This is a genomic window from Mameliella sp. CS4 (assembly GCF_019392335.1).
Lineage (GTDB): Bacteria > Pseudomonadota > Alphaproteobacteria > Rhodobacterales > Rhodobacteraceae > Antarctobacter.
Genome location: NZ_JAHXRQ010000032.1, coordinates 1 through 19,540, shown reverse-complemented (window position 1 = coordinate 19,540; position 19,540 = coordinate 1). Strand labels below are relative to the sequence as shown.

The following is a 19,540-nucleotide window of genomic DNA, read 5'->3' as shown; positions in this document are numbered from 1 at the left end:
CACTTGTTAGAAGCATTCTAGGGTAAGAGAGGGCGAGTCGCCTTGCGGGCCGGCGAGGGCCCCGCGCGATACGCTGTCTCCCCGCAGAGAGACAAGGAACGGGTCGGGCCGCAAAGGTCCGGACCGACGTTTTGACCAAGGGAGAACATCATGGACGGCAATGATATGGCGGGCAAATGCCCGGTCATGCACGGTGCGATCACCGAGACCGGCACCACGGTCACCGATTGGTGGCCGAAGACGCTGAACCTGGACATCCTGCACCAGCACGACAGCAAGGTGAATCCGCTGGGCGCGGACTTTGACTATCGCGAAGAGGTCAAGAGCCTGGATTTCGACGCGGTCAAGGCCGACGTCAAGGCGCTGATGACCGAGAGCCAGGACTGGTGGCCGGCGGACTATGGCCACTATGGCGGGTTGATGATCCGTCTGGCGTGGCACTCTGCCGGCTCTTACCGCCTGGCGGACGGGCGCGGTGGCGGCGGTCACGGCAACATCCGCTTTGCTCCGCTGAACAGCTGGCCGGACAACGGCAACCTGGACAAGGCGCGCCGCCTGCTGTGGCCGGTCAAGAAGAAGTACGGCAACAAGCTGAGCTGGGCCGACCTGATCCTGTTGGCGGGCAACATGGCCTATGAATCGATGGGCCTGAAGACCTATGGTTTCTCCTTCGGTCGTGAGGACATCTGGCATCCGGAAAAGGACACCTACTGGGGGGCCGAGCGCGAGTGGCTGGCACCGTCGGACAATCGGTACGACGACGTGGCCAAGCCCGACACGATGGAGAACCCGCTGGCGGCTGTCCAGATGGGCCTGATCTACGTGAACCCGGAAGGCGTCAACGGCCAGCCCGACCCGATCAAGACCGGCGCGCAGGTCCGCGAGACCTTTGCCCGCATGGCGATGAACGACGAGGAAACCGCGGCCCTGACCTGCGGCGGCCACACCGTCGGCAAGGCGCATGGCAACGGCGACGCGGATGCACTGGGCGCAGAGCCCGAGGGTGCTGACGTCGAGAGCCAGGGCTTTGGCTGGATCAACCCGAACCTGAACGGCAAGGCGACCAACGCTGTGACCTCGGGGATCGAGGGCGCTTGGACGACCAACCCGACCAAGTGGGACATGGGCTATTTCAAGCTGCTCTTCGGTTACGAGTGGGAGCTGACGAAGTCGCCCGCCGGCGCCAACCAGTGGCGTCCGATCGACATCAAGGAAGAGGACATGCCGGTCGATCCCACGGATTCGTCCAAGCGTGTCATGCCGATGATGACCGACGCCGACATGGCCATGAAGATGGACCCGGTCTATAACGAGATCTGCCAGAAATTCATGGCCGACCAGGCCTATTTCGAGGACTGCTTTGGTCGCGCCTGGTTCAAGCTGATCCACCGCGACATGGGCACCCGTGACCGTTACATCGGCCCCGATGCCCCGGCCGAGGACCTGATCTGGCAGGATCCGATCCCTGCGGGATCGACCGGCTACGATGTGGCCGCGGTCAAGGCCAAGATCGCCGAAAGCGGCCTGTCGACCGCCGAGATGGTCGCCACCGCATGGGACAGCGCGCGGACCTTCCGCCAGTCGGACCTGCGCGGCGGTGCCAATGGCGCGCGCATCCGGCTTGCCCCGCAGAAGGACTGGGAGGGCAATGAGCCGGCCCGCCTGGCGAAAGTGCTGCAGGCGCTGGAACCGATCGCGGCGGAAACCGGCGCCTCGGTTGCCGATGTCATCGTGCTGGCCGGCAATGTCGGTGTCGAGCAGGCCGCAAAGGCGGCGGGTTTCGACATCGAGGTACCGTTCACGCCGGGCCGTGGCGATGCAAGTGCCGAGATGACCGACGCCGACAGCTTTGACGTGCTCGAGCCGGTCGCCGACGGGTTCCGCAACTGGCTGAAGAAGGACTATATCGTCAGCGCAGAGGAGCTGCTTCTGGACCGTGCCCAGCTGATGGGCCTGACGGCGCCGGAGATGACCTGCCTGCTGGGCGGCATGCGCGCGATGGGCACCAACCACGGCGGCACGGCGCATGGCGTCTTTACCGACCGCGCGGGTGCGCTGACAACGGACTTCTTCGTCAATCTGACGGACATGGGCTTCAAGTGGGTGCCCGGTGGCGATGGCACCTACGAGATTCAGGACCGCAAGACGGGCGAGGTCAAGTTCACCGCGACGCGCGTGGACCTGGTGTTCGGCTCGAACTCGATCCTGCGTGCCTACGCCGAGGTCTACGCCCAGGACGATGGCGCCGAGAAGTTCGTGAAGGACTTTGTCGCGGCCTGGACCAAGGTGATGAACGCCGACCGCGTCGACGCCTGATCGCGGCGGGTTTGCTGATCTGAAGGGGGCGCTCCGGGACACCGGGGCGCCCTTTTTCGTTTTGCGGTCGCCGGGACGGGACTGTTTGCGGCATGCGCCGCAAAGGCGCCCGCCCGCCGACCCGTTTGGACAGGCTGCGCCTGTTTCTGGCTTCCAGAGTCACCCGGGAACAAGCATCGCCTGTTTCCCTGCGCCCGCCCTCGCGTTCGTGCTGCCTGAGCCAGACCGCCCGGCGATGCAAGGGCAAGCCGCGCCTTGCGCGGGCCTGCGGCCCCTTGCATCGCCAACCGGTCCGGCTTTTACCGGCATCACGCGAGGGAGGGCTCCGGGGAACAGGCTGACTGCCGTGCCGGGAAGGGGGCGTTCCGGTGTTGGGTATGACACGTTACTCAAATATGGAATTCGGTTATTTCTGTAACTTTTCCTTGCGCGAATCTCTGACCTGACGTATTCCGACCGCATGGTCGATTAATGGGAGGAGTGTCGGTCTTGGACGCGTTTATCTGTGACGGAGTGCGGACGCCGATCGGGCGCTATGGCGGGGCCTTGTCCTCGGTCAGGGCTGATGACCTGGCGGCTTTGCCGATCAGCGCGCTTATGGCGCGCAACCCTTCGGTGGATTGGAGCGCCGTCGACGAGGTGATCTATGGCTCGGCCAACCAGGCGGGCGAGGACAACCGCAACGTGGCGCGCATGGCCGCGCTGCTGGCCGGGTTGCCTGAAGCTGTGCCGGGGACAACGGTGAACCGTCTTTGCGCCAGCGGCATGGATGCGGTGGGCTTTGCCGCGCGCGGGATCAAGGCGGGGGACTACGACCTCTGCATCGCCGGTGGCGTCGAAAGCATGAGCCGCGCGCCCTTTGTCATGCCCAAGGCCACCAGCGCCTTTACCCGGGCAAACGCGGTCTATGACACCACCATCGGCTGGCGTTTCGTGAACCCGAAGATGAAGGCGATGTACGGCACCGACTCGATGCCCGAGACCGCCGACAACGTGGCCGCAGACTATGGCGTGAGCCGGGCGGACCAGGATGCCTTTGCCGCGCGAAGCCAGGCCCGCTGGGAGGCGGCGCAGGCGGCGGGGCTGTTCGCGGATGAGATCGTTTCCGTCGAAGTGCCCCAGCGCAAGGGCGATCCGGTCATCGTCGACACCGACGAACATCCGCGCCCCGGCACCACGGCCGAGAAATTGGCCAAGCTCAAGGGCGTGAACGGCCCGGACCTGACTGTAACCGCGGGCAATGCCAGCGGCGTGAACGACGGGGCGGCGGCGCTCTTGCTGGCCGGTGAGGCGGCGGTCAAGGCGCAGGGCCTGACGCCGATGGCGCGGGTGCTGGGCATGGCCTCGGCCGGTGTGGCGCCGCGTGTGATGGGGATCGGCCCCATACCCGCCAGCCGCAAGGTGCTGGACCGCTGCGGCCTGAGCATCGACCAGATGGATGTGATAGAATTGAATGAGGCCTTTGCCAGCCAGGGGCTTGCGACGTTGCGCGAGTTGGGCGTCGCGGATGACGATCCTCGCGTGAACGCGCAGGGCGGCGCCATCGCCATGGGGCACCCGCTGGGCATGTCGGGCGCGCGTCTTGTCTTGACCGCGGCCCACCAGTTGCGGCGCAATGGGGGACGTTACGCGCTCTGCACCATGTGTGTCGGTGTCGGGCAGGGGGCGGCCATCGTCCTCGAACGGGTTTGAAGTCTATCAGCAGGGAGGTTCTGCCATGTATGCACAGATGATCAAGTCGGAGGCGACACAGGAAGACCCCGAGAAGCTTGCCGCCTTCCAGGCCCGCATCGACGCGGGCGAGAAGATCGAGCCCAAGGACTGGATGCCCCAGGGCTATCGCAAGACGCTGATCCGCCAGATCGGCCAGCACGCGCATTCGGAAATCGTGGGCCAATTGCCCGAGGGCAACTGGATCACCCGCGCACCCACGCTGGAGCGCAAGGCGATCCTGCTGGCCAAGGTGCAGGACGAGGCGGGGCACGGGTTGTACCTCTATTGCGCCGCCGAGACGCTGGGTGTGACCCGCGACGAGCTGACAGAGATGCTGCTGGACGGGCGGATGAAATATTCGTCGATCTTCAACTATCCGACGCTGACATGGGCCGACATGGGCGCGGTCGGCTGGCTGGTCGATGGCGCGGCGATCATGAACCAGGTGCCTTTGCAGCGGACCTCGTTTGGGCCCTATTCCCGCGCGATGATCCGCATCTGCAAGGAGGAATCCTTCCACCAGCGGCAGGGCTACGACGTCATGATGAAGATGGCGCAGGGCACATCGGCGCAGAAGAAGATGGCGCAGGATGCGCTGAACCGCTTTTGGTATCCGTCCCTGATGATGTTTGGACCCTCGGACAAGGAATCCGTGCATTCGGAACAGTCGATGGCCTGGAAGATCAAGATGAACACCAACGACGAGTTGCGTCAGAAGTTCGTCGACCAGACGGTGCCGCAGGCGGAATACCTTGGCCTGACCGTGCCCGACGAGAACCTGAAGTGGAACGAGGACACCGGGCACTACGACTTTTCGCAGCCCGACTGGTCCGAGTTCTTCGACGTGCTCAAGGGCAATGGCCCCTGCAACCAGGAGCGCCTGGCGGCCCGGAACTCGGCCTGGGACGACGGAAAATGGGTGCGCGACGGTCTGCTGGCCCATGCCGAGAAGAAGGCGGCCCGCAAGGTTGCCGCCGAGTGATGGCCCTCCGGGTACACCCGGTTTCGAGATTGGGAGGAAGTTGAGATGAGTTCCCCGAACGCAGCCTATCCGGACACGCCGGATCAAGCCATGAAACCCAAGCGCCATGAGTGGCCGCTCTGGGAGGTCTTTATTCGTGGCCAGCATGGCATGAGCCACCGCCACGTCGGGTCCCTGCATGCGCCGGACCAGGAAATGGCGATCAAGAACGCCCGCGATGTCTATACGCGCCGCAACGAGGGTGTCAGCATATGGGTTGTCGAGGCGCGGCATATCGCGGCCTCCTCGCCCTCGGACAAAGGCCCGCTCTACGAGCCCTCCGAGTCGAAGGTCTACCGCCACCCGACCTTCTTTGACATCCCCGAGGAAGTGGGGGCGATGTAATGACCAGCGACATGGCGTTTTTCGAATTCCTCTGCCGGATGGGGGACAATACCCTCGTGCTTGGTCACAGGGTCAGCGAATGGTGCGGTCATGCGCCGGTGCTGGAAGAGGACATCGCGCTGGCCAATACCGCGCTGGACCTGATCGGGCAGACGCAGATGTGGCTTGGCCTTGCCGGAGAGGTCGAGGGCGAAGGTCGCTCGGCCGATGACCTGGCGATGCTGCGCGATGCCTGGGACTTTCGCAATGTCCTGCTGGCGGAACAGCCGAACGGCGATTTCGGCCAGACGATGATGCGGCAGTATCTCTTTGACCAGGCGCATGTGCTGCTGCTGGAGAAACTGGCCCAGTCCTCGGACGAACGCGTGGCGGGGATCGCGGCGAAGGCGGTCAAGGAAGTGACCTATCACGTCGAACGGTCGCGCGACACGGTGATCGGTCTGGGCGATGGCACCAGCGAGAGCCACCGCCGCATGCAGGCGGCGCTGGACCTGCTCTGGCCCTATGTCGGCGAGATGTTCACCGATGACGAGGTCAGCGGGATCATGGCAGCCGAGGGCATCGCGCCGGAACCGTCGTCCTTGCGCGCGGGCTGGGACGCCGCCGTGCAGCAGACCATGAGCGAGGCGACGCTGGTCATTCCCGACAGCGGTTTTGCCCATGCGGGTGGCAAGACCGGGTTCCGTCACTCGGAACACCTAGGCCACATGCTGACGCAGATGCAGTGGCTGCAACGGGCCTATCCCGGGGCGCGCTGGTAAACCGCCATGACCGTGAGTGTGGATCAGATCTGGGGCTGGCTGGACGAGGTGCCGGACCCCGAGATCCCCGTGATCTCTGTCGTCGACCTCGGCATCGTGCGCGAGGTCGTGCTGGAGGGGGAAACCGTCACCGTGGCAGTGACGCCGACCTATTCCGGCTGCCCGGCGACCAGCGTGATCTCGATGGATATCGAGACCGCGCTGCGCGACCGTGGCATCAAAGACGTCAAGATCGAGACGCGGATCGCTCCGGCCTGGACGACGGACTGGCTGAGCGAGAAGGGGCGGTCCCGGCTGGAGGACTACGGGATCGCCCCGCCGCAACCCGCGGGCGGACCGGAAAAGTGCCCGCATTGCGGGTCCAGGAACGTCACCCGTGTGAGCCAGTTCGGCTCGACCCCCTGCAAGGCGCATTGGCGGTGTACCGACTGCCTGGAGCCTTTCGACTATTTCAAGTGCATCTGAGGAGTGAGGCCCATGCCGCGCTTTCATGAACTGACCGTCCGTGACGTGAAAAAGACCATCCGCGACGCGGTTGTCGTGACGCTGGAACCGGCGAACGGCGAAAGCTTCGACTTTATCCAGGGGCAGTACCTGACCTTCCGCCGCGATTTCGACGGCACCGAGGTGCGCCGGTCCTATTCGATCTGCGCCGGCCGGGGAGAGGGCGTACTGCAGGTGGGCATCAAGAAGGTCGATGGCGGCGCCTTTTCGACCTGGGCCAACGAGGACCTGCAACCGGGTATGGTGCTGGAAGCGATGGAGCCGATGGGCAGCTTTCACACCCCGCTCGACGCCACTGCGCAGCGCAGCTACCTGGGCTTTGCGGGCGGGTCGGGGATCACCCCGGTGCTGTCGATCCTCAAGACCGTGCTGGCAACGGAACCCCGGTCTGATTTCACGCTGGTCTATGCCAACAGGGGCGTGAACTCGATCATGTTCCGCGAGGAACTGGAGGATCTGAAAAACCTCTACATGGGGCGGCTGAACATAATCCACGTGCTGGAATCGGACGCGATGGACATCGACCTGTTCCAGGGCCGGGTGGACGCCGAGAAATGCGCGGCCCTCTTCGAACACTGGATCGACGTCGAGAATGTCGACACAGCCTTTATCTGCGGGCCGGAACCGATGATGCTGGGCATTGCCAAGGCGCTGAAGGACCACGGCCTGTCCGAGGAACAGATCAAGTTCGAGCTATTCGCCTCGGCCCAGCCCGGGCGCCTGGCCCGCAAGGCCACCAGCGCCGAGGCGGGCACGCAGGCGGCGCGCACGCAGGCCACCGTCACGCTGGACGGCACCACGCGCAGCTTTGAAATGGACAAGGACCTCTCTGTCCTCGACGCGGCGCTGGAGAACGCGATGGACGCGCCCTATGCCTGCAAGGCCGGGGTCTGTTCCACCTGCAAGTGCCGGGTGATCGAGGGCGAGGTCGAGATGATCGCCAACCACGCGCTGGAGGACTACGAGGTCGAACGCGGCTACGTCCTGTCCTGCCAGTCCTATCCGCTCACCGACCGCGTGGTCGTGGATTACGACCAGTAAAGGGGGACGCCATGACGGACGAGATGAACATTGCCGACTACCTGGCCCAGGGCGGGCGGCTGACCAATCCGGCCAACGTGCCGCCCCGCTACCGCGCCGAACTGATGAAGCTGATGAGCATCTTCGTCGACAGCGAACTGGCGGGCGCGGCGGGCTTTGCCGACGTGATCAACGACGGGCCGGGGATCAAGGAACGCATCGCCGCCGCGCGGATCGTACTGGAAAAGACCGATCACGCGGACAAGGTGCTGCGCCTTATGGGGGAATTCGGGGCCAATACCGACCGTTACGTCGGCCACCATCCCTGGACCGACCGGCTGCCGCGCGACACGGCACCGGGGTCGGCCAGATCCGCCCATGACATGCGCCTGTCGGTCTTCAACTATCCGCTGGAGGGCTGGGTCGATGCGGTCGTGATGAACCTGCTGATGGGCCACGCGGTCTCGGTACAGCTGGAGGACATGGCGCGCGTCACCTACCAGCCTCTGGCCGAGGCGCTGCGCGAGGTCCTGCCGGTGGAACGGCGCCACACCGAACTGGCCGAGGAAGGGCTGGAACGGCTGACGGCTGAGGGGCAGGGGGCGGCGATTGCCGACAGCCTGAGCTACTGGCGCCCGCGCGTCGCGGCGGTCTTTGGCGACCCGTCAGAGGAGCGGATGGCGCAATTGCAGGCCTGGGGCCTGCGCCATGCCAGCGCACCGGAGATGCGGGCCGAATGGGAAAAGCGGCTGGACGCCGCGCTGACCCGGCTGGGCCTGACAGAGACGGCCTGACCGAAACGGCCTGAGACAGACATTCAACAAACCGCCGGGCGCGACCGGCAGGACAGGGGGGAAGGATGAGCCTTCTTGAGATCAAGAGCTATGCGGCGGGCCAATGGGTCGCACCGGGAACGGGCGCACGCAGCTTTGAAAACGCAGTGACCGGCGAGGTGCTGGGCCACGCGGGCAACGACGCGCTGGACGTCGAGGCGATGCTGGCCTTCGCCCGCGACAAGGGCGGGCCCGCGCTGCGCGCCATGACCTTCCACCAGCGGGCCAAGATGCTCAAGGCGCTGGCGCAGTACCTGTCGCAGCACAAAGAGGCGCTCTACGATCTGTCCTTCAACACGGGGGCGACGGCGCGCGACCACGGGCTGGACATCGACGGCGGTATTGCAACGCTCTTTGTCTTTGCCTCCAAGGGGCGGCGAGAGATGCCGGACGGGCATGTCTACCTCGACGGCGAGGTCGAGCAGATGTCGCGCTCGGGGCAGTTCCTGGGCCATCACATCTGTACGCCGCTACAAGGCGTGGCTGTGCATATCAACGCCTTCAACTTCCCGGTCTGGGGGATGCTGGAAAAGCTGGGGCCGACCCTGCTGGCGGGGGTGCCCGCGATCGTGAAACCGGCGACGGCCACCTGTTACGTCACCGAACTGGCGGTGCGGCTGATGCTGGAAAGCGGTCTGCTGCCCGAGGGCGCGCTGCAATTCGTGGCCGGTGGCCTGGGCGACATGCTGGACCGGCTGACCTGCCAGGACGCGGTGAGCTTTACCGGTTCGGCGGATACGGCGCTGAAGCTGCGGTCGAACCCGCATATCCTGCAACAGTCGGTGCGTTTCGTGGCCGAGCAGGACAGCCTGAACGCCTCGATCCTGGGGCCGGACGCAGAGCCGGGCACGCCCGAGTTCGATCTCTTCGTCAAGGAAGTGCATCGCGAGATGACCGTGAAGGCGGGGCAGAAATGCACCGCGATCCGCCGCATCATCGCGCCCGAGCGCCAAGTCCCCGCGGTGATCGAGGCGCTGAGCGCGCAACTGGCCAAGACGCCGATCGGCGATCCGCGGGACAAAGGCACCCGCATGGGCGCGCTGGTGTCCAACGGCCAGAAACGCGACGTGCTGGAAAAGGCCAAGGTAATCGGGGCAGAGGCCGAGCGGGTCTTTGGCGATCCCGACGACTTCGAGGTGCATGGCGCGGACAGGGCCAAGGGCGCCTTTCTGCCGCCGATGCTGTTCCACTGCGCCGACCCGGACAAGGCGGAACGCATCCACGATACCGAGGCCTTTGGCCCCGTGTCCACGGTCATGGGCTATCGCGATCTGGGCCACGCCGTGCAAATCGCCAATCGCGGCGGCGGGTCGCTGGTGGCTTCGGTCATCACCCATGATCCGGCGGTCGCGCGCGAGGTGGCGCTGGGCGCGGGCGCCTATCACGGGCGGCTTTACTTCAACGACCGCACCAGCATGAAGGAAAGCACCGGGCACGGCTCGCCGATGCCGCACCTTGTCCACGGCGGCCCGGGCCGCGCGGGCGGGGGTGAGGAAATGGGCGGCGTGCGCGGCGTGATGCACTACATGCAGCGGACCTCGATCCAGGGCAGCCCGGATATGCTGAGCGCCATCGGCAATCGCTGGGTCCCCGGCGCCAAGGAAGTGGAAGCGCCCGCGCACCCCTTTACCCGTGGATTTGACGACCTGGCCATCGGCGAAACGCTGCACGCAGGTCCGCGTGAGATCACGCTGGCGGACATCGAGCATTTCGCCGAGTTCACCGGCGACACCTTCTATGCCCACATGGACGAGGAGGCCGCGGCGCGGAATCCCTTTTTCCCGGGCCGGGTCGCGCATGGCTACCTGCTGCTGAGTTTCGCGGCGGGCATGTTCGTGGAGCCGAACGAGGGCCCGGTGCTGGCCAATACCGGGCTGGACGGGCTACGCTTCATGAAGCCGGTGGTGGCGGGGGATGCGCTGAACGTGCGCCTGACCGTCAAGCAAAAGACCCGCCGGACGGACGAGTATGGCGAAGTGCGCTGGCACGTGACGCTGACGAACCAGGATGGTGAGAAGGTGGCAGAATACGACCTGCTGACGATGAACGCCTACAGCGCCTGAGCGCAGACAGGAGACGATGGACAGCACAGCGTTCGAGGCAGTGGTCAGCGACCTGCGGGGGGATATTCCCCCGCGTGTCTGGTCGTTGCTGGTCACTGTCTTCGGTGATCTTGCGCAGGATGGGTCGGCCCTGCCGGGCAGCGTTCTGGGCGAGATCATGAGCCGTGTCGGGATCAAACCCGAGGCGATGCGCGTGGCCCTGCACCGCCTGCGCAAGGACGGCTGGATCGAAAGCGAACGCGCGGGCCGGTCCAGTCTCTATCGCCTGACGGCAGAGGGCCGTGTGCAGACCGTGGCCGCCAGCCCCCGCATTTATGCCAGGGACGCGCCCGCCAGCGCGGCCTTCCTGGTGCTCACCGATCCGGCCTCTCCGCTGGAATGGACGCGCAACGATGTCTGGGTTACGCCGCACGCGGTCCTGACAGCGCACCCCCCGCGAGGGGCAGAAGCCTTTGCCACACCTATTGATCCCGACAGGCCCTTGCCGCGCTGGATGCGTGAAAAGACCTGCGATTCCATGACCGTGACCCTGTCGGCCGACCTGGCGGCCCGTTTGGCCCGGGCCGAGGCAAAGCTGGAGGCCGCCAGCGCCCCGGACCCGCTGCAGGTGGCGGCCCTGCGGGTTCTGATCGTGCACAGCTGGCGGCGTATCGTGCTGAAAGTGCCGGAGCTTCCGGATTTCGTCCTGCCCGCGGCCTGGGCTGGTCCCGCCTGCCGGGCCGGGACGGCGCGGCTGTTGCGGCGCCTGCCCGCGCCGGGGCTGGACAGGTTGTGTGCGGCGGCCTGACGGGGCCCTGTCCGGTCCGATGTTGTCACCGACCAATCGGTCAGTTAATTTCCCCGCCAAGCCCCGGTAAAAGACCGGGTCAGGGAGCGAGGAGAGACCGTGGCACGCCCCATCGCCAAGGATCATGACGAGAAACGCGCGCAAATCCTGAATTGCGCGGCCCAGGTCTTTGCCGCCGAAGGGTTCGACCGCGCCTCGATGAACCGGATCGCGGCGGGCTGTGGCATCTCGAAGGCCAATATCTATCACTATTACGCGGGCAAGGATGCGCTGCTGTTCGACCTTCTGGACAGCTACCTGTCCGCTCTGCACGCGCGCGTCTGTGTCGACCCCGCGCCGGAGGCCACCCCCCAGGACCGGCTGCTGGACACGGTGCGCGCGGTGCTGCGCGCCTACCAGGGCGCGGATGACCATCACAAGGTGCAGATTTCCGCACTGGAAGCCCTGCCAGAGGACAAGCAGAAGGTTCTGCGCACCTATCAGCGCGACATGGTCAACCATCTCTCGGCCATCCTGGCCGAGATCGCGCCCGACCCGCTGGCGGCGGATGCGCGCAAGCTGCGGTCTGTCACCATGTCCGTCTTTGGCATGTTGAACTGGTACTACATGTGGAACGGGGGCGCGGGCAGCGATGTGCGCGAAGAATACGCGCAGCTTGTGACCAACCTGACGCTGAAAGGGCTTGAGGGTGTCTGAGGCCCCCTTGCCGGCGTCCATGATGGCGGTCGTCACCACGGGCAACGGCGGATACGACCGGCTGGAGTACCGCGAAGTTTCGATCCCCGTGCCAGGGTCCGGCGAGGTGCTGTTGAAGGTGCTGGCCGCAGGCGTGAACAACACCGAGATCAACACGCGTCTGGGGTGGTATTCCTCCGGGGTGACGACGGACACCGCGGCGGCGGCCGATGGGCCGCCCGAGGACCGCGTCGATGGCGGCTGGAACGCGGCGACGCCCTTTCCGCTGATCCAGGGCACCGATTGTTGCGGGCGGGTCGTGCAGGCAGGTCCGGGCGCGGACGAGGCGCTGATCGGTCGACGGGTGTTGGTGCGCCCCTGCATGCGGACGCGCGGTTTCGATCACATGGACACGGTGTGGATGGCCTCTGATTTCGACGGCGCCTTTGCCCAATACGTCAAGGTGCCCGCGACCGAGGTCTTTGCCGTCGACTGCGACTGGAGCGATGCGGAGCTGGCCTCTGTTCCCTGCGCCTACGGCACTGCCGAAAATATGCTGCGGCGCGCCGGGTTGCGTGCCGGAGAGCGTGTGCTGGTCAGCGGTGCCTCGGGCGGCGTCGGCTCGGCCACGGTGCAATTGGCGGCGCGGCGCGGGGCCGAGGTCATTGCCCAGACCAGCCCGGACAAGATGGACTTGCTGGGCGAACTGGGCGCGTCCCGCTGCATCACGCGCGCGGACGACCCCATCGCGGTGCTGGGCGCGGGCAGTATCGACCTTGTGGTCGACAATGTCGCCGGTGACGGGTTTCCGGCGCGGCTCGCGGTTCTGCGCCGGGGTGGGCGGCTGGTGAGTTCCGGGGCTATCGCAGGCCCCGTGGTGCCGCTGGACATGCGCGAGCTGTACCTGCACGACCGGCAGGTGATCGGAACCACCGCCTGGGATGAACCGGTCTTTCCCGACCTGATCGGCTATATCGAACGAGGCGAGATCCGCCCGCTGGTGGCGCGGACCTATCCCTTGGACCAGATCGTGACGGCGCAGAAGGATTTCCTGGCCAAGACCCATGTCGGCAAGTTTGTCCTGATCCCGCCCGGCGTCTGAGGCCCCGGTCAGGCAGGCGACGACATGGACCGGGATGTCTTCACGGCGTTGACGGGTGTGCCCAACGCTCACGGGGCTGGTCCGTGTTGTCAGACAGTGAAGGCCGCGCGGAAAGCGTCCAGAGCGGTTTCGGGATCGGTCTTGGCATAGCCTTCGAAGGCGACCGGGCCGTCATAGCCCATGTCGGCCAGCGCGCGGGCGATGACGGGATAGTTCATCTCTCCGGTGCCCGGCTCGAACCGGCCCGGATTGTCGGCGATCTGGTATTCTCCGATCCAGGGCAGGCAGGCCTCGGCCCAGCGGATCACGTCGCCCTCGCCGATCTGGGTGTGATAGAGATCGAGGTTGATGCGCAGTTGCGGCCTGTCCACCGCCGAGACAAGCGACAGGACATCCGCGGTGGTGTTGAACGGACACCCGGGATGTTCGCGCAGGTTGAGGTTTTCCAGGGTAAAGGTCACGCCCTCTTCCTCGGCCATGTCGCAGATCCGGTGCAGCGTATCGCGGGCACGCAACCACATGCCGGGCGCAAAGGCGGTGTGCTGCGGGATCGGCAGGCCGCCGTCGCCCAGGCCGGTGCCATGCAGGTTAAGCCGCGCGACGCCCAGCCGCTTGCCCACCTGCGCGGTTTCGCGGGCGGATTCAACCAGCAGGTCGGCGCCTTCTGCATCCGACAGCCGTCCGCGCAGGTAGCCGTTCATGATGGTGAAACTGGCGCCGGTTTTCTCCAGCGCATCCAGATCCCACGCCGGCCAGTTCCAGAGACCGACGCCAAACCCCATTTCGTGCAGGCGCGCGGCGCGCCAGGCGATAGGTTTGTCCAGCCAGAGCATTTCCGCGCAGGCGGCGAGTTGGAATGTCATGCGAGGTCCTTTCTTGTGAGTGTACCGACTGACCGGGCAAGCGGAACGGCCAGGGGCGCGGATCAGGGTCCGGGGTGGTGCGCTACCTCATAGCGCGACGAGAACGCGGCCGTTCTCGACCTTGGTGGGGTAGGTGCGCAGGTTTTCGCAGGCGGGGGGCGTTTCGACCTCTCCGGTGGCGCAGTCGAAGATCGAAGAATGCTTGGGGCACTCGATCGTGGCCTCGACCACCAGACCGTTTTCCAAGTGTACGTCCTCGTGGGTGCAAAGCCCGTCGGTGCAATAGTAATTGTCCTGATGGTCGCGCACGATGACGAAGGTGCGGTCGCCGTGATCGAAACGGATCACGTCCTCTTCCTCGACATCATCGGCGGCGCAGGCATCAATCCATTCGGCCATCGCGGGCTCCTTGGTTTGTCAGGCGGCGCTGGCGCGCGGGCCTTTCTGGTAAGGATGGGCGCCGTCGGGCAGGGGACGGCGCAGATGAAAATCCGGGTCGCGCCGCTGGCGCCAGAGCACCGGCAGCATCTCGGCGTAGGCCTGCGGGATCGACCGGCTTGGCGCCGGGAAGTCATGGGCACAGACCGCGTGCAATTCCGGCAGGCGGTAATAGGGCACCAGCGGGAACATGTGGTGTTCGACATGGTAGTTCATGTTCCAGTAGATGAAGCGGCTGACCGGATTCATGTAGACGGTGCGGCTGTTCAGGCGGTGATCCAGCGCGTTGTCGTCCAGCCCGCCGTGTTGCAACCAGCCGGTCATGACCATGTGCCAACAGCCATACATGCGCGGCAGGCCGATCAGCAGCAGCGGGATCCAGGACTGGAACAGGAGTGCCGCCAGACCTGTCAGCGCGTAGATCGCCAGCCAGATCCGCGCGGTGCGGTAGGTTTTCGGGTAAAAGACGGCTTCGACATAGGTTTCTTCGTCCGGCAGCATCCGGCCCGAGGCATGGACCACCATGCGGCGCAGCCCGTCAGGCACATCGACCAGACCCATCAGGTTCGCGGCGAGTTTCAAGGTCACGACAGGCCGCATGATCGCGATTTCCGGGTCGCGGCCCACGATGATCGTGTCCGAATGGTGCCGCGCGTGGCTGTACTTCCAGCACCACGGATCGCGCATCATGCAGAAACAGGCGACCTGGTAGACAAGCTGGTTCATCCAGCGTGTCTTGAAGGCGGTGCCGTGTCCGCATTCGTGCCAGCGCGAGTCCATCGCCGACCCGTAGAGCACGCCATAGGCCAGCCAGAAGGGCACGGACCACCAGGACGGCATCAGAGCGATGGCCGCGCCCGCGAACACAGCCATGAGGCCGAACAGGATCAGCGTGTCACGGATCGCAGGCTGGTCGGCGCGTTTCATCAGGGCCTTCATCTGTTTGCGGTCGATGGGCGTTTTGTACCAGTCCTCCGTCACCAGCCCCGCATCCAGCGCTCGGCGGGCATAACCTCCGGTCAGGTCGTAGTCGCGGGGCATGCGCTCAGATCTCCTGCGGATTGAAATCGGCCGGGGACGAGGGCATCACGTTCTGCAAGAGCGCCACGGATTTCTCCAACCCTTCGAGCGCGTTGAGCAAGACGTCCTCGTGTTCGATCGACAGCCAGCCGTCGTAGCCCGCCATCCGCAGCCGGTAGCAGAACTGCCGCCACCATTCCTCTCCGTGGCCGAAGCCCAGCGTGACGTAGGACCAGCTGCGCGCCGGGATGTCCATCAGAGAGCCGTTCTCCAATAGAGAGGTCGTCGCCTGCACCGGCGCGTTCAGCAGCGTGTCCTTGGCGTGGACGTGGTAGATGGCCTTTCCCAGCGCCTCGGCGGCAACAAGGGGATCGGCGCCCATCCACATCAGGTGGCTGGGGTCCAGGTTGGCGCCGATCACGGGTCCGACGGCCTCGCGCAGTTTGAGCAATGAGGGCACGTTGTAGACGCATTGGTTGCCATGCAGTTCCAGCGCGATCCTCTTGACGCCGCTTTCACGGGCGACGGCGGCGACGCCCTCCCAGAAGGGCAAGAGCACCTCGTCCCATTGAAAACGCAGGATCTCCTGCGTCTCCGGCGGCCAGGAGGAGACAACCCAATTCGGCATCGTATCGCCGGGCGCGCCCGCGGGCAGGCCGGACATGGTGCAGACCGTCTCGATCCCCATTTCGCCGGCGGTGCGGATCGTGTCCAGCAGGGCATCCCCTTGCGTCCGGTCGGTGGGGTGCAGAGGGTTGCCATTGGCATTCAGGCTGATGATCTCCAGCCCGTGATCCGTGAATTTCTGCTGGTAGGCCCTCTGCGCGCTGCGGTTGCCCAGCATGCCCGGCAGGTCGAAATGCGGCGCGGTGGTCCAGCCGCATGTGTTCACCTCGATGCCCGACACCCCCATGCGCCGGGCCTGGGCCAGCATCTCGTCCAGAGACAGGCCGCCGAGGCTGTCGGACACAAACCCCAGTTTCATGCGTAGAACTCCGGTTTGGCGATCATCTCGACCGCGCATTTCTGCCCTGTTTCCAGGGCCGTGACGCCGGTCTGGGCGACCTGCGCGGCGCAGTAGCCGTCCCAGCAGTCCGAAGCCGTTGCCGGAAAGGTGCCGGTTTCGACAAAGCGCAGGAAATCGCGGTTCTGGCGAACGTAGGCCTCATGGTAGCGCCCGCGCCAGTCGGCCTCGTAGCGGGTGGAGGCGGCCAGTTTCATGTCGGTGCGGGTGTAGGCGACGTTGTTCATCGCGATGCTGCCCTCTTCGCCCACCAGTTCCGCGCGCACGTCATAGCCGTAAGCGGCGTTGTTGTTGACCTCGATGGTCACAAGCTGGCCGTCGTCGGTTTCCAGAACCATGACGACCGGGGCCACCAACGCATCCGACCGCCGGGGCTGATAGGCGGAAATCGCGGTATATTCGCAGCCCAGCACGTGGCGGACCACGTCGAACTCATGCGGCGCGGAATTGGTGATCGCCATCGCGCCGGTGAAATCGGCCGCCGGGGTTTCCACGTTGCGGTGAAAGTTGTGCATCATCAGCGCGCGGCCCAGCTGGCCACTTGTCAGCGCCTCTTTCATCTCGACGTAGGACTGGTCGTAGCGGCGCATGAAGCCGAGCATGACGTGTTTTGTCCCGGCGGCCTCTTCGGCCTGCATGACCTCGATGCACTCCTGCGGCGATTGCGACAGCGGTTTCTCGCAGAGCACGCGCTTACCCGCGCGGATGCAGGCCATGCTGAGCGGCGCATGGGTGAAATCGGGGCTGGCAATGATGACCGCGTCGACATCGTCGCGGGTGATGACGGCCTCTGGATCGGTCGAGACATCGGCGGCGCCGAGCCTGTCACCCACCGCCCGGGCGCGGGTGGCGTCCATGTCGCAGACCAGCTGAAGGGTGGCGCCGGGCAGATCCTCTGCCACGATTGCGGCGTGATCGGCCCCCATCAGTCCCGCGCCGATCACGGCGATACGAATGCTCATCTTGTGCTCCGTCATGAAGTTGGGTTCGCGCAGGATGCCCGCGAAGGCGGTGCCGTCAAACGGCACGAGGCGGTTTGCCTGATGTGAAAGACCTCAGTGCGCCGGGGGCGGCACATGGCCTTCAACGCGGGGCTCCTTATTCGGCAGACATACGGCTGTTGCGGGCTTTGAGACGCTCCCTTTTCTCGCGCAAACGCGCCTTCATCTTTTCGTGGGCCTCTTTGGTGCCGTCGTGCCAGGTACCCAGCCACTTATCGAGCGGGACCAGCCCGTCGGCGCCGTAGTTCACCTCGAAATACTTGTGATGCAGGTGATGAGCGTAGGCATGGCTGTCGAGCGTACGCGCGTCGGTGATCTCCAGCTTGTCGAAGCCGATATGCCCGTTGATCGCGCCGTATCCGACGGCGTGGCTGTTGAACATCATCACGATCGGGTTCGACGGGATCAGCAGGTGCCAGAGGATCTCGCCAAAGTAGAGCGTGTGTTCGATCCAGTGCATCGACAGCGACGACCAGGGGGACGGGTTGATCGAATTGTGGTGCACCGAATGGACGTGCTTGTAGAGAAACCGCGTGTGGATCAGGCGGTGAATGCAGAAAAAGTGGATCTCGTGGATCGCGGGCACCAGCAGCGTCAGCATCCCCAGCCACAACCAGTTGTCCTGCCAGTCGACCCAGCCGAAGGCATGGATGCCGTTGCCGTAGCACCACAGCACCAAGACCTCGATGGCGGTCCAGATCGGGATGCCGATCAGGAAGCTGCGCAGGAAATTGTCCAGGTTCTGGCTCTTGAACCAGAATATGCCTGACGGGTTTTCCGAGGGGAATCTTGCATTGTATTTGAACCGCGTGCCCTGCTTGCGCCGGGTGTAGTAGACCAGTTCGATGGCGCCATAGATCGCAAAGATGCCCGCCATGTTCACGGCCAGCAGGTAGAGCGGCCAGCCCCAGCTGAGCGTCGCCAGCGTCTGGGCATCGGGGATCACGAACACCCAGTAAAGCAGGGAAGTCGCCATGTGAAAGGCGTTCCAGGGCCAGAAGTAATCGACCAGGAAGGTGCCCATCCGGTTGAACTTTCCCAGCCAGAAGGGCGCAATTTCCAAGGGGGTGTTCGGGGTCCAGTTGCCACGTTTGTCACGGGTGCCGTACTGCAGATCATCCATGAGTGCGCGCCCCCTGTCGCCCCGCTGACGCATGCAGAAATCTGCGCCGGTCGATGTTTGTTTTCTTGACGAGTTGACCCGCATCAAATCAAGCTTGCTGGCAAGGAGAGAGTGATTTCAGATCATTTCACTTCACGTGCGATGCAAATTGAAACGAAATGAAGTGGCCGTGACCTGGTGAAGAGACCGACAATTCCTGACCTGGCAGAGGCCGCCGGCGTCTCGGTTTCGACGGTCAACAGGGTGATCAACAAAGCCGATAGCGTGCGCCAGCCGACCCGCGAAAGGGTGCTGCGCGCGGCGCAGGAGATCGGCTTTTACGGGCTTGGGGCCATTGAATATTCCGTTCATGCCGGGCGAGAGGTGCACCGCCCGGGCGTGATGCTCTTGCAAGAGCGTCGCCCGTTCTACCGCGACCTTGGCGCCGCCTTCCGGCAGGCTGCCGAAGAGCACACCGATGGCCGGATCGACCTGACATTGGAGTTTGTCGAGGACCTGTCGCCCGAGGTCGTGGCAGATCGGCTGAGACAGCTTGGCGCGAATTGCGATTCGGTGGCGCTGGTCGCCGCGGAACATCCGCTCATCACCGATGCAATCGATTCCCTGCTCTTGCGAGGCACCCCGGTCATGGGGCTGATCACACCTCTGACCGCGCGCGGGAATGTCGGTTTCGTGGGGCTGGACAGTTTCAAGGTGGGGCGCACCGCCGCCTGGGCCTTTGACAAGATCTGTCACCAGCGCGGGGATATCGGTATCCTTGTGGGCAACACCCGATACCGGAACCAGGACCTGAACGAGAGCGGGTTCCGGTCCTATTTCCGCGAAAACGGGTCCGGTTTCACCCTGTTGGAGCCGTGACCTGCCCCTTTTTTCAGGGCCAGTCGTAAGTCGAGCTTGTTCCCCTTTTGCGTGCCATCATTCGGCGGCGTGA

The 19,540-nt window shown here is 64.9% G+C and carries 19 protein-coding genes; 13 read left to right on the top strand and 6 right to left on the bottom strand.

Going from position 1 to position 19,540, the window contains the following annotated elements; translation table 11 throughout:
- Positions 1-150: 150 nt before the first annotated feature.
- The 12 genes from katG to KZZ07_RS23860 all read left to right on the top strand — a co-directional run bounded on the left by katG (position 151) and on the right by KZZ07_RS23860 (position 13,140).
- The gene (gene katG / locus KZZ07_RS23915; protein ID WP_219518380.1) at positions 151-2,316 is read left to right on the top strand and encodes a catalase/peroxidase HPI; all 2,166 of its coding nucleotides are present in this window, start codon (positions 151-153) and stop codon (positions 2,314-2,316) included.
- Positions 2,317-2,805: 489 nt separating this feature from the next.
- A complete protein-coding gene (pcaF, locus tag KZZ07_RS23910; protein WP_305067273.1) occupies positions 2,806-4,008 on the top strand; it encodes a 3-oxoadipyl-CoA thiolase in 1,203 nt (400 codons plus the stop codon).
- A 25-nt stretch (positions 4,009-4,033) separates the two neighbouring features.
- Positions 4,034-5,011 carry a 1,2-phenylacetyl-CoA epoxidase subunit PaaA gene (paaA, locus tag KZZ07_RS23905; RefSeq protein ID WP_219518378.1) on the top strand — a complete coding sequence of 326 codons (978 nt, stop codon included), beginning with the start codon at positions 4,034-4,036 and terminating at the stop codon, positions 5,009-5,011.
- A gap of 90 nt (positions 5,012-5,101) precedes the next feature.
- On the top strand, positions 5,102-5,395 hold the full coding sequence (gene paaB, locus KZZ07_RS23900; RefSeq protein WP_219518462.1) for a 1,2-phenylacetyl-CoA epoxidase subunit PaaB: 294 nt from the start codon (positions 5,102-5,104) through the stop codon (positions 5,393-5,395).
- Entirely contained in the window at positions 5,395-6,156 is a 762-nt protein-coding gene (gene paaC / locus KZZ07_RS23895) for a 1,2-phenylacetyl-CoA epoxidase subunit PaaC (protein ID WP_219518377.1), read from the top strand. Before paaB ends, paaC begins: the two co-directional genes overlap by 1 nt.
- A gap of 6 nt (positions 6,157-6,162) precedes the next feature.
- Positions 6,163-6,621: a 1,2-phenylacetyl-CoA epoxidase subunit PaaD gene (gene paaD / locus KZZ07_RS23890; RefSeq protein WP_219518376.1), complete on the top strand. Its 459-nt coding sequence runs from the start codon at positions 6,163-6,165 to the stop codon at positions 6,619-6,621.
- Positions 6,622-6,633: 12 nt separating this feature from the next.
- Complete coding sequence (paaE, locus tag KZZ07_RS23885; RefSeq protein WP_219518375.1) at positions 6,634-7,701, top strand: 1,2-phenylacetyl-CoA epoxidase subunit PaaE; 1,068 nt, start codon at positions 6,634-6,636, stop codon at positions 7,699-7,701.
- Between the two features lie 11 nt (positions 7,702-7,712).
- Entirely contained in the window at positions 7,713-8,474 is a 762-nt protein-coding gene (locus KZZ07_RS23880; RefSeq protein WP_219518374.1) for a Phenylacetic acid catabolic protein, read from the top strand.
- A gap of 65 nt (positions 8,475-8,539) precedes the next feature.
- A complete protein-coding gene (gene paaZ / locus KZZ07_RS23875) occupies positions 8,540-10,576 on the top strand; it encodes a phenylacetic acid degradation bifunctional protein PaaZ (protein WP_219518371.1) in 2,037 nt (678 codons plus the stop codon).
- Positions 10,577-10,592: 16 nt separating this feature from the next.
- The gene (locus KZZ07_RS23870) at positions 10,593-11,363 is read left to right on the top strand and encodes a PaaX family transcriptional regulator C-terminal domain-containing protein (RefSeq protein WP_219518369.1); all 771 of its coding nucleotides are present in this window, start codon (positions 10,593-10,595) and stop codon (positions 11,361-11,363) included.
- A 99-nt stretch (positions 11,364-11,462) separates the two neighbouring features.
- Positions 11,463-12,059, top strand: coding sequence for a TetR/AcrR family transcriptional regulator (locus KZZ07_RS23865; RefSeq protein WP_219518367.1), 597 nt, complete (start codon positions 11,463-11,465; stop codon positions 12,057-12,059).
- A gap of 7 nt (positions 12,060-12,066) precedes the next feature.
- Positions 12,067-13,140 carry an alcohol dehydrogenase family protein gene (locus tag KZZ07_RS23860; RefSeq protein ID WP_370631247.1) on the top strand — a complete coding sequence of 358 codons (1,074 nt, stop codon included), beginning with the start codon at positions 12,067-12,069 and terminating at the stop codon, positions 13,138-13,140.
- Positions 13,141-13,229: 89 nt separating this feature from the next.
- Here KZZ07_RS23860 and KZZ07_RS23855 read toward each other — a convergent pair whose 3' ends face one another.
- From KZZ07_RS23855 to KZZ07_RS23830, 6 genes are all read right to left on the bottom strand, one after another.
- Complete coding sequence (locus tag KZZ07_RS23855) at positions 13,230-14,003, bottom strand: TIM barrel protein (RefSeq protein ID WP_219518365.1); 774 nt, start codon at positions 14,001-14,003, stop codon at positions 13,230-13,232.
- 87 nt (positions 14,004-14,090) lie between these two features.
- The gene (locus tag KZZ07_RS23850; RefSeq protein WP_219518362.1) at positions 14,091-14,402 is read right to left on the bottom strand and encodes a MocE family 2Fe-2S type ferredoxin; all 312 of its coding nucleotides are present in this window, start codon (positions 14,400-14,402) and stop codon (positions 14,091-14,093) included.
- Positions 14,403-14,420: 18 nt separating this feature from the next.
- Positions 14,421-15,482, bottom strand: a complete 1,062-nt coding sequence (locus KZZ07_RS23845; protein WP_219518359.1) for a fatty acid desaturase — start codon at positions 15,480-15,482, stop codon at positions 14,421-14,423.
- Positions 15,483-15,486: 4 nt separating this feature from the next.
- On the bottom strand, positions 15,487-16,446 hold the full coding sequence (locus KZZ07_RS23840; protein ID WP_219518357.1) for a sugar phosphate isomerase/epimerase family protein: 960 nt from the start codon (positions 16,444-16,446) through the stop codon (positions 15,487-15,489).
- On the bottom strand, positions 16,443-17,513 hold the full coding sequence (locus KZZ07_RS23835) for a Gfo/Idh/MocA family oxidoreductase (RefSeq protein ID WP_370631246.1): 1,071 nt from the start codon (positions 17,511-17,513) through the stop codon (positions 16,443-16,445). Before KZZ07_RS23835 ends, KZZ07_RS23840 begins: the two co-directional genes overlap by 4 nt.
- Before the next feature lie 70 nt (positions 17,514-17,583).
- Complete coding sequence (locus KZZ07_RS23830; RefSeq protein WP_255564564.1) at positions 17,584-18,609, bottom strand: sterol desaturase family protein; 1,026 nt, start codon at positions 18,607-18,609, stop codon at positions 17,584-17,586.
- Between the two features lie 177 nt (positions 18,610-18,786).
- On the opposite strand from KZZ07_RS23830, the gene KZZ07_RS23825 reads away from it, so the two are divergent.
- Positions 18,787-19,467: a LacI family DNA-binding transcriptional regulator gene (locus tag KZZ07_RS23825; protein WP_219518354.1), complete on the top strand. Its 681-nt coding sequence runs from the start codon at positions 18,787-18,789 to the stop codon at positions 19,465-19,467.
- Positions 19,468-19,540: the final 73 nt, after the last annotated feature.

Bases quoted from the DNA above. Each gene is read 5' to 3' on its own strand.
- KZZ07_RS23840 (WP_219518357.1), bottom strand. From the start codon at position 16,446: ATGAAACTGGGGTTTGTGTCCGACAGCCTCGGCGGCCTGTCTCTGGAC.
- KZZ07_RS23880 (WP_219518374.1), top strand. From the start codon at position 7,713: ATGACGGACGAGATGAACATTGCCGACTACCTGGCCCAGGGCGGGCGG.
- paaC (WP_219518377.1), top strand. From the start codon at position 5,395: ATGACCAGCGACATGGCGTTTTTCGAATTCCTCTGCCGGATGGGGGAC.
- KZZ07_RS23855 (WP_219518365.1), bottom strand. From the start codon at position 14,003: ATGACATTCCAACTCGCCGCCTGCGCGGAAATGCTCTGGCTGGACAAA.
- KZZ07_RS23830 (WP_255564564.1), bottom strand. From the start codon at position 18,609: ATGGATGATCTGCAGTACGGCACCCGTGACAAACGTGGCAACTGGACC.
- paaE (WP_219518375.1), top strand. From the start codon at position 6,634: ATGCCGCGCTTTCATGAACTGACCGTCCGTGACGTGAAAAAGACCATC.
- paaB (WP_219518462.1), top strand. From the start codon at position 5,102: ATGAAACCCAAGCGCCATGAGTGGCCGCTCTGGGAGGTCTTTATTCGT.
- katG (WP_219518380.1), top strand. From the start codon at position 151: ATGGACGGCAATGATATGGCGGGCAAATGCCCGGTCATGCACGGTGCG.
- KZZ07_RS23850 (WP_219518362.1), bottom strand. From the start codon at position 14,402: ATGGCCGAATGGATTGATGCCTGCGCCGCCGATGATGTCGAGGAAGAG.
- KZZ07_RS23845 (WP_219518359.1), bottom strand. From the start codon at position 15,482: ATGCCCCGCGACTACGACCTGACCGGAGGTTATGCCCGCCGAGCGCTG.
- paaD (WP_219518376.1), top strand. From the start codon at position 6,163: ATGACCGTGAGTGTGGATCAGATCTGGGGCTGGCTGGACGAGGTGCCG.
- paaZ (WP_219518371.1), top strand. From the start codon at position 8,540: ATGAGCCTTCTTGAGATCAAGAGCTATGCGGCGGGCCAATGGGTCGCA.
- KZZ07_RS23870 (WP_219518369.1), top strand. From the start codon at position 10,593: ATGGACAGCACAGCGTTCGAGGCAGTGGTCAGCGACCTGCGGGGGGAT.
- paaA (WP_219518378.1), top strand. From the start codon at position 4,034: ATGTATGCACAGATGATCAAGTCGGAGGCGACACAGGAAGACCCCGAG.